The sequence below is a fragment of the Prevotella sp. CAG:592 genome, assembly GCF_000436015.1.
Lineage (GTDB): Bacteria > Bacteroidota > Bacteroidia > Bacteroidales > Bacteroidaceae > Prevotella > Prevotella pectinovora.
This window is the reverse complement of record NZ_FR892621.1, coordinates 8,897-18,398: the sequence shown is the minus strand read 5'-3', so window position 1 is coordinate 18,398 and position 9,502 is coordinate 8,897. Positions and strand designations below refer to the sequence as shown.

At 49.6% G+C, this 9,502-nt stretch carries 5 protein-coding genes and 1 pseudogene; 4 read left to right on the top strand and 2 right to left on the bottom strand.

Translation table 11 applies throughout. The features are described 5' to 3' along the window. The first annotated feature begins 277 nt into the window (after positions 1–277). From QVO99_RS08850 to QVO99_RS08835, 4 genes are all read left to right on the top strand, one after another. Positions 278–1,747: a hypothetical protein gene (locus tag QVO99_RS08850; RefSeq protein ID WP_022317244.1), complete on the top strand. Its 1,470-nt coding sequence runs from the start codon at positions 278–280 to the stop codon at positions 1,745–1,747. Between the two features lie 442 nt (positions 1,748–2,189). Next, positions 2,190–2,891, top strand: coding sequence for an iron-sulfur cluster assembly scaffold protein (locus QVO99_RS08845; RefSeq protein WP_022317243.1), 702 nt, complete (start codon positions 2,190–2,192; stop codon positions 2,889–2,891). Positions 2,892–2,908: 17 nt separating this feature from the next. Continuing rightward, positions 2,909–3,922 (top strand): GGGtGRT protein, encoded by a 1,014-nt coding sequence (locus tag QVO99_RS08840; protein WP_022317242.1) that lies wholly within the window; start codon positions 2,909–2,911, stop codon positions 3,920–3,922. 269 nt (positions 3,923–4,191) lie between these two features. After that, positions 4,192–5,199, top strand: coding sequence for a virulence RhuM family protein (locus QVO99_RS08835; protein ID WP_022317241.1), 1,008 nt, complete (start codon positions 4,192–4,194; stop codon positions 5,197–5,199). Positions 5,200–5,294: 95 nt separating this feature from the next. Here the strand turns inward: QVO99_RS08835 and QVO99_RS08830 are convergent, their stop codons facing one another. Together QVO99_RS08830 and QVO99_RS08825 are read right to left on the bottom strand one after the other, a co-directional pair. After that, positions 5,295–7,370: a glycoside hydrolase family 20 protein gene (locus QVO99_RS08830; RefSeq protein ID WP_022317240.1), complete on the bottom strand. Its 2,076-nt coding sequence runs from the start codon at positions 7,368–7,370 to the stop codon at positions 5,295–5,297. Between the two features lie 649 nt (positions 7,371–8,019). Further along, positions 8,020–9,502: pseudogene (locus QVO99_RS08825) on the bottom strand (DNA-directed RNA polymerase subunit beta'); the annotation flags it as partial.

The window sequence follows — 9,502 nt, the reverse complement described above, 5'->3', positions numbered from 1 at the left end:
AATCAAAGTGTTGCGGAATTAAGGATATAATAAAAGGTTATCAATTTGACACTTTAAAAGAAAGATTTTAATCATATTGCCAATTTTTATCTAATATTTTTTGGATTTTATTTGTACATCTCAAAAAATATCTCGACTTTTGCAAGCGGAACGTTATTCAAGAAGCAAAATTGCAATGAGGAAAGATGAAAAACAACAGTACAAATTGCAAGAAAGGAAACGTTAGAGAGAAACATACAACAACTGATTAAATTATCAACTAAATAAATTTAAGCTTATGAGAATATTTACTTTACTTTCGTTCGCGGCCATCTTCGCTGCACAATCTGCAAATGCACAGAACCCTGTACAGAACCAGCGCATCTCACTTGAGAGTGTATCAGGTGTTTACGCTCCAGCACAGAGCCCGGTAGCCAAGAAGGCGGTTTCTGACATCATGCGCCCTGCTAAGGAGCAGATCTTCTACAGAAACGACAAAGACGACGGATGGGCAGAAAAGGCAGCCGAGGAGTACACTTACACCTACGACGAGAAGGGCCGCGTGAAGACAAAGCTCAGCTACGACCCTAAGGCTGAGGTTGCAAACCAGAAATATTCGCGCTACACATACGAGTATGACGAGGACGGAAACGAGACGCTCGTACTCTTTGAATACAGCGGCGACAAAGAGACATGGAAGGGCGACTGGAAAATCGAGAAGACTTGGGACAACGTGGTGAAGGGTCTACAGACTGGTGCCATGATGTATGAATACAGCGTCGTGACAAAGCAGCTCACCAAGATGTCTCCAGAGAACTGCTTCCGCACAGAGATTACCCGCGACGACAAGGGCCGCGTGACTCTGTATGTGAACTACAGATACGATGACAAGAAGAAGGAGTATATCAACCAGCGTATCACTCCTACATACGACGAGGCTACCGGCCATCCTTCATCAGTGGTGATGGAGGACCAGATATGGGACAATGACGCACAGGCAAACGTATTGGGCGAGATTAAGAGATTCCATAACTTGAAATGGCAAGAGTGTGACGACCAGTTCGTGAACATAAACGACAACTTCCGTATGGGCAATTGCCGCGCTACTGAATACAGATTCAATTATCGCGGTGTGGACTACGGTGACTATGTAATTACATACGGTGAGAAGTATCCTGAGTATGTAGCTAATTATACATACCTCGACGGATCTGGCAGTGACGTCATGACAAACAAGCTAATTGACGATAACGGTTCTTACTACTACTATGACGAAAGCTGGTGGGATAAGAACGGCGACGGAGAGAAAGGCGCAGATGAGATTTCATTGAGCAAGTATGTTTACTACTACAATGAAAAAGGCGTGAAGTGTGGCGATGAGCAGTGGGGATGCGGATACGGCTCTCCAATCGAACTCTACTATGCCCACAAGGACGTTTACACATACGATGCTGCCTATGACTACCAGACAGAGATCGTGGCTTACTCATTCGATTTCTTCAACAAGGTTCTCGAGGACGGCACTGTAAACTACACTCCACACCAGCGCACTGTTTACTCAGACTTCACAAAGGTTGGCGAAGTTGACGCTATCGACACAGTGAAGGCTAACGCTGAAGGCTTCACCACATACTCTCTCTTCGACCTGCAGGGACGCTGCGTAGAGAAGGGCGCTATGAACAACAACATCGGTAGCGGCAAGCACGGCGTATTCATCCTCCAGATGAGCAACGGCTCTGAGACAAAGAGCGTACGCATAGCAAGATAATGACACACAGACCAGACTAACATCCAATACAATCCCCGTGGCATCGAAAGACGCCACGGGGATTATTCATTTCTACTGCCGATAACGCCCACTTTGCAAACCCGTCTTGACAAAGTCAGCACTATGGATTGACAAACCTCACTAAATAGTGTGAATGACATAAAATATTTACATAAGGGTACGGGGTATATCAGATTTTCTTTGTAATTTTGCCACGTAAAAAGAGCCATACCGTTATCGTGGCAGCTCCAGAGCGAGCCATGTTTGCCAACCACGGAAACGGAAACGGCATGACAAGACTCGAAACGGTATTAGCTACAAGCCGGCAGACGGCATCATCGACAGATCGGGAAACGACAACAACGACAAATCGAAAACTGCATTATCGATAATCGAGAAGGTATTAGTGAGACACAATACATTATAATATTATAATAACATTATGATTTATTCAACAGAAGTAAAGAACATGTGCGTTGTGGCCAAAGGCCCAAACCACGGACCAGCTCCTATCCCAGAGGAAGGAAAATGGGTTTATGCTAAAGAAATCAAAGACATCTCCGGCTACACACACGGTGTGGGTTGGTGTGCTCCTCAGCAGGGCGCCTGCAAGCTGTCTCTCAACGTTAAGGACGGCGTTATCCAGGAGGCTCTCGTTGAGACTATCGGTTGCACGGGTATGACCCACTCTGCTGCCATGGCATCAGAAATCCTGCCAGGCAAGACAATCCTCGAGGCTCTCAACACAGACCTCGTTTGCGACGCCATCAACACTGCCATGCGCGAACTCTTCCTGCAGATCGTTTACGGACGCACACAGAGTGCATTCTCTGAGGGTGGTCTGACAATCGGTGCCGGTCTTGAGGACCTCGGCAAGGGACTCCGCTCACAGACTGGTACTCTCTACGGTACTGTTGCCAAGGGCACACGCTACCTCGAGCTCACCGAGGGATATATCACACGCCAGTTCCTCGACAAGGACAACCAGGTTTGCGGTTACGAGTATGTACACCTGGGCAAGATGATGGAGGCCATCAAGAACGGTATGGACGCCAACGAGGCAGTGAAGAAGTTCACAGGCTCTTACGGACGCACCACCGCCGAGCAGGGAGTTGTTAAAGCTATTGATCCACGTAAAGAATAATAAGGAGAAACAAAGACATGATTAGAAAAGTAAGTTACGAAAGTCAGGAGCGTCGCGAGGCGCAGGTTCTCGCTGCCCTCAACGCTGAGGGTATCAAGAGCGTAGAAGAGGCTAACGAGATTTGCGAGGCTGCAGGTGTTGATCCTTATCAGATGTGTGAGGACACTCAGCGTATCTGCTTCGAGAATGCAAAGTGGGCATACGTTTGCGGTGCTGCCATCGCCATCAAGCGCGGCTGCAAGACTGCTGCTGATTGTGCAGAGGCTATCGGCGTGGGTCTGCAGGCATTCTGCATCCCTGGTTCTGTTGCCGACGACCGTAAGGTTGGTCTTGGCCACGGTAACCTCGCTGCACGTCTGCTCCGCGAGGAGACACAGTGTTTCGCATTCCTCGCCGGCCACGAGTCATTCGCTGCCGCTGAGGGTGCCATCAAGATTGCTGAGATGGCAAACAAGGTTCGCAAGAATCCTCTGCGCGTTATCCTCAACGGTCTCGGCAAGGACGCTGCCATGATCATCAGCCGTATCAACGGTTTCACATACGTACAGACAGAATTCGACTACTACACTGGCGAGCTGAAGGTCGTTAACCGCATCGCTTACTCTGACGGTCCACGTGCAAAGGTGAACTGCTACGGTGCAAACGACGTTCGCGAGGGTGTGGCTATCAACTGGAGCGAGGATGTAGACGTTTCCATCACCGGTAACTCTACAAACCCGACACGTTTCCAGCACCCGGTAGCCGGTACATACAAGAAGGAGCGTCTCGCTGCCGGCAAGCCTTACTTCTCAGTGGCTTCAGGTGGTGGTACCGGACGTACTCTTCACCCAGACAACATGGCTGCTGGTCCTGCTTCTTACGGTATGACCGACACCATGGGCCGTATGCACTCTGACGCTCAGTTCGCAGGTTCTTCTTCAGTTCCTGCCCACGTAGAGATGATGGGCTTCCTGGGTATGGGTAACAACCCAATGGTAGGTGCTACAGTGGCTATCGCCGTAGCTATCGACCTCGCCCTCAACAAGAAGTAATTATCTTGTTCATAAGATATTTACATAATATTATCCTCCATAATCCTTATAGCGATTATGGAGGATTTTTTTGTATCTGCAAACCTGTTGGATATTGGCTTTTCTGGTGAACTTGTGATCGGGGGGTATGCCATATTTCCCTTTATTTAACGTGGAGAATGGTGGATTTTCGGAGAATATATATATATTTGCATCAAGCGACATTATATTCTATATGGAGCAAGAATTGTAAATGACCTGATAGAAAAGCTAAGAAGAAAAGAATAACAATGGATAAAGGGCAATTTCTATTATATCAGACTCCTGACGGTGATTCACAGATAGAGGTGAAGCTGCAAAACGATACTGTCTGGCTCTCGCTTGACCAGATGGCAGAGTTGTTTCAGCGTAATAAGTCCACTATCTCACGACATATAAAGAATGTGTTGGAGGACGGGGAACTTGACGCAGATTCAGTTGTTGCAAATTTTGCAACAACTGCAACAGATGGGAAAAATTACAGTGTGGCATACTACAACCTCGACATGATTATCAGCGTAGGTTATCGTGTACATTCCTACCGTGGTGTTCAGTTCCGTATATGGGCAACCAAGGTATTGAAGGAGTATATAGTGAAAGGCTTCGCCATGAACGATGACCTGTTGAAGAGAGCTGGAGGTGGCAATTACTTTGACGAGCTGCTTGCAAGAATACGTGATATCCGCTCCAGTGAAAAAGTGTTCTATCGCAAGGTATTGGAGATTTATGCCCTCAGTATCGACTATGACCCACGAGTGGAAATGACACAAAAGTTCTTCAAGACTGTACAAAACAAGATGCACTATTCTGTTCATGGTCATACTGCGGCGGAAATAATTTACGAAAGAGCCGATGCTGAGAAAGACTTTATGGGACTTACAACATGGTCTGGAGCTATGCCAACAAAACCAGAAGCGGAAATAGCCAAGAACTATCTCACCCACGAAGAGATAAAATCACTGAACCGCATCGTAAGCCTGTATCTTGACTTCGCCGAAATGCAAGCCGAGGAGCACCGACCTATGTATATGAAGGATTGGATAAACATTCTCGATGATTTCCTCCGTATCTCCCGAAAAGACATCCTCACCCATGCAGGCAAAATCTCCGCCAAACTCGCCAAAGAGAAAGCCGACCAGGAATACGACAGATTCAAGGAGCGCACCAAGAACACCCTCTCGCCTGTAGAGATTCATTTCTTGGAGAATTTTGAGCGCGAGCAAAAGAGATTATCTGGAGGAAAAGACAATAATAAGTAAAGTCTGCTCTACATATCAACCACACCTTAATTATATCAGAATACAAGTCCTGATGACCGATTGTGCTTAACTCCCAATCGGTCATCAGGCTGTTTTTATCTCACCACGATTTCATCGGTGAAGAGCCATCCGAATTCGGTGTCGCAGCTGCCCTGCACTCTCACGTAGCGTGCCTTCCGGCTGCCATGCCATGCCTGAGTGCGGTAGCCAACACGACAGGGGTCGCGCTGCGGCTGGTCTTGAGAATACACCTGGGTGAATGTCTTGCCGTCTTCGCTCAAAGACACCCGATATTTGGTAGGATAATAAATCCACGGACCGAGCGACTGCATAAATACCGCCGACACCTCATGCAGCTTCTGTATGCTGCCCATGTCTATCGTCACGTCGAGACACCATCCCTCGGTGCCTGTGAAGCCTTGCCATTTCTTGTCGGCATAGGTCCAGCCGCCACGCACTCCGTCAACAAGCGCCTGTTCGCCACCGGCAGTGTATTTGGGATGCAACGGTGTGTTGTAGGTCACACGGCAGCCGCGAGCCTTATGTTTTACGGGAGTGAACGACTCCTTGCGCTCGCCAATCTCATGACGAAGGTCGAAGGCGTGGATTCCCATAGCCCTCACCGTGTCACACTCTGCCAAGGCACGACGGTGGAAATCGGCATAGTCTTTCTTCTCTGCCCCGTTCCATCCTATCTCGGCTATCGCCATAGCACGTGGCCAGAACATATACTCCATCTGCTCGTCAGACGGTATGTATTCTGCCCACAGGTTAGCCTGCAAGCCCGTGATATGGCGGCGCTCGTCGGCGGTGAGGTCATCGCCCGGCACGTAGTCATACATCTTCTTGAGTGTGAGGTATCCGCCCATCGCCGTGGGCTGGGTGATAGGAGCATCCTGATATCTGTCGATATAGCAGTAGTCGCCCGGCGAGAGCACCACATCGTAGCCGTGCTCGATAGCCTTGCGTGCCAGGTCGGTCTCTCGCCACACCATCACTGTGGTATTGGGAGCGAGACAGGAGGCTATCACCTCGTCCCATCCCACGAGACGTCTGCCGTGGGCATTGAGGAAATTGCCGAAGTGGGTGATGAGATGTGCCTGCAGTCCTGCCTTGTCGGTATGCAGCTCTTTCATCATGCGCTGGCAGAGCAGACAGTTGTCCCAGGCTTTCATCACCGCCTCGTCGCCTCCCACGTGGATATATTCCGAAGGGAATATGTCCATCACCTCAAGGAGCACGTTCTCCATGAAATCGTATGTTGCCACACTGCCGGGACACAGGTCGGAATCCTTGTATGGCTCATGGGAGCATGACAGTTCGGGATAGGCGGCGAGCACTTCTTCTGAGTGTCCCGGCATCTCTATCTCCGGCACTATCGTTATGCCCCGGTCGGCGGCATAGCTTACGAGCTCACGCAGCTGGTCCTGGGTGTAATATCCGCCGTAGGCTCCCGGTGTGCCCTCCTCCACGTATTTTCCGCCGTTGTCGGTCCACTCCTGCCATGTGGCATAGGGACGCCAAGCGGCGAGGTTGGTGAGCCGGGGGTATCGCTTTATCTCTATTCGCCATCCGGCGGCATCGGTGAGATGCAGATGCAGGCGGTTGAACTTATATCGCGCCATGGCGTCGATCTGACGCTTCAGGAAGTCGATGGAACGGAAATGGCGCGACACATCGAGCATCATCGAACGCCACTTGTATGCCGGTGCGTCAACCACATCGCAGCATGCCACTCCCTTCTTCGTAGTCAACTGTCTCACCGTAGCCCAAGCCAGACGGAAGCCGTCGGCACTGGCGGCTCGGATAAGGATGGTGTCGGGAGAAACATGCAGTTGGTAGGCTTCGGCCTCAGCACCGTCTTTCAGCGTCAGTCCGGCTATCGACTTTGGAGACAGTCTGTCGAATATCATCACCTGACGGGCGCCTCCCTTGCTGGCAGCCATCCATGGCTCGGAATAGATGTTGCGGGCGATGTCCCCCACCCTGTTCTCCACTCTCACTTGTCTGCCACGGGTATGGAATGTGCCTTTGGCTGGCGCATACGACTGTGGTTTGGGCAGTATGCCCTGTGCTGACGCCTTGCCCTGCGGCGTGGCCACGGCAAAGGTGAGGACAAGGCTCATGGCGAGTGTCTTCACTCTTTTGCGTATTCTTCTGTCTATATTCATGTGATATTATGTTTTCTGTATTCCAACTTAGGTTTCCTGTGTTTTCTATGTCTTTGCAAAGATAATCCAAAAATTCGATTGAGTGAGAGAAATGGGAATTTATTCACAGTTCCGAACGTGAGGATTTTATCAAAAAATCCGATTGTAATACAAAATGAATAGTCTTAAGACTTTCATTTAATCAAGCCGGAATTCAGAATCTGCACGAGATTGATGCAGTTTTCAAAGGAATCTGCACGAGATTAATGCAGAATTTGAAGGAAACTGCACAAATTTTATGCAAAAACGGGTATAAACTTCGTGTAAAAGATATTTATTGAATTAAACCATATGCGAGAAAGGAGTGAAACAGATTATTGAAACAACATCTCATACAAGGAAAAGCGGCATGAAGGAGAAATCAGAAATCTCCCTACATGCCGTTTTATTTTCGAATAAAACAATCTCCTAAGCCCCAAGTCTGACCTTAACATCAGACTGGATATGGAACTATCTTGCTATCACTTTATACAATTACGAATAATGACATGCGAAAACACGATGAGGGCTGTCCCATATCAACAGGACAGCCCTCATAGCGTTTATTGTTTTCAGAAAGAGAATAGCGGAAGCTGTGGTCCACCCTTCTCTTAATCATGTATAGTCAGAATTAGTTCTCCTCAATGGTCTGCTTGTCGGAGTAGTCGATTACGTTCTTGCGGTTTGCCTGCATACGGTCGTGCTCCTCCTGAGAACCAACGATGATTTTCTCAAACTCGCGAAGACCAGTACCGGCAGGGATGAGGTGACCGCAGATAACGTTCTCCTTCATACCCTCAAGACGGTCTACCTTACCGCGGATAGCAGCCTCGTTGAGCACCTTGGTAGTCTCCTGGAAGGATGCTGCCGACATGAAGCTCTTGGTCTGGAGGGCAGCACGTGTGATACCCTGGAGAATCTGAGTAGATGTAGCAGCCACTGCATCACGCACCTGAACGAGCTTGAGGTCGCGGCGCTTCAGACTTGAGTTCTCGTCGCGCAGACGACGGGCTGTAATGATCTGTCCCTTCTGGAGTGTGTCGCTGTCGCCAGCATCCACTACAACCTTCTTGCCCCAGATGCGGTCGTTCTCCTCAGCGAAGTCGAGCTTGTCAACCATCTGCTGCTCGAGGAACGTGGTATCGCCCGGATCGTTGATCTGAACCTTACGCATCATCTGACGAACGATGATCTCGAAGTGCTTGTCGTTGATCTTCACACCCTGCAGACGGTAAACGTCCTGTACCTCGTTGACGATGTACTCCTGAACGGCGGTAGGACCCTTGATGGCGAGGATATCGCCAGGGGTGATAGAACCGTCGGAGAGCGGTGTTCCGGCGCGTACGGCGTCGTGCTCCTGCACAAGAATCTGCTTAGAGAGCGAAACGAGATATTTACGCTGCTCGCCAGTCTTCGATGTAACGATGATCTCACGGTTACCACGCTTTACCTTGCCCATTGTAACCTCACCGTCGATTTCTGACACTACAGCAGGGTTGGATGGGTTGCGGGCCTCGAAGAGCTCTGTTACTCGTGGGAGACCTCCCGTGATATCTCCTGCCTTGCCGACAGAACGTGGAATCTTGACGAGAGTGACACCGGTTGCCACCTTCTGACCGTCTACCACCACAACGTGACCACCCACAGGGAGGTTGTATGTTCCAATCACCTCGCCGTTCTCATCTATGATGTCGCAGGTTGGCACCTTGCTCTTGTCCTTAGACTCGGTGATGATGGTCTCGGTAAGTCCGGTGGTATCGTCGGTCTCTGAATGGTAGGTAACGCCCTCGATAACGTCGCGGAACTTCAGCGTACCGGCATACTCTGTAACGATGACGGCGTTGAATGGGTCCCACTTGGCGATTACCTCACCCTTGGCGAGCACATCGCCTGCCTTGTGGTAGAGCGAGCTACCGTAAGGCACGTTCATAGAAGAAAGCGTGATGCCTGTATGTGGATCGATGAAGCGGATTTCAGCCAGACGGCTCACTACCATCTCGCACTCGCGGTCGCTGCCATCGTCGGTTTTTTCAACGAATGGCACCGTGCGCAACTCATCGAATTCAATCTTTGAATCGTTCTTTGCTACGATAGTGGCATTGGCGGCTGCGTTG

Excerpts from the sequence above, each read along its gene's own strand:
- QVO99_RS08840 (WP_022317242.1), top strand. The coding sequence starts at position 2,909 with ATGATTAGAAAAGTAAGTTACGAAAGTCAGGAGCGTCGCGAGGCGCAG.
- QVO99_RS08835 (WP_022317241.1), top strand. The coding sequence starts at position 4,192 with ATGGATAAAGGGCAATTTCTATTATATCAGACTCCTGACGGTGATTCA.
- QVO99_RS08830 (WP_022317240.1), bottom strand. The coding sequence starts at position 7,370 with ATGAATATAGACAGAAGAATACGCAAAAGAGTGAAGACACTCGCCATG.
- QVO99_RS08850 (WP_022317244.1), top strand. The coding sequence starts at position 278 with ATGAGAATATTTACTTTACTTTCGTTCGCGGCCATCTTCGCTGCACAA.
- QVO99_RS08845 (WP_022317243.1), top strand. The coding sequence starts at position 2,190 with ATGATTTATTCAACAGAAGTAAAGAACATGTGCGTTGTGGCCAAAGGC.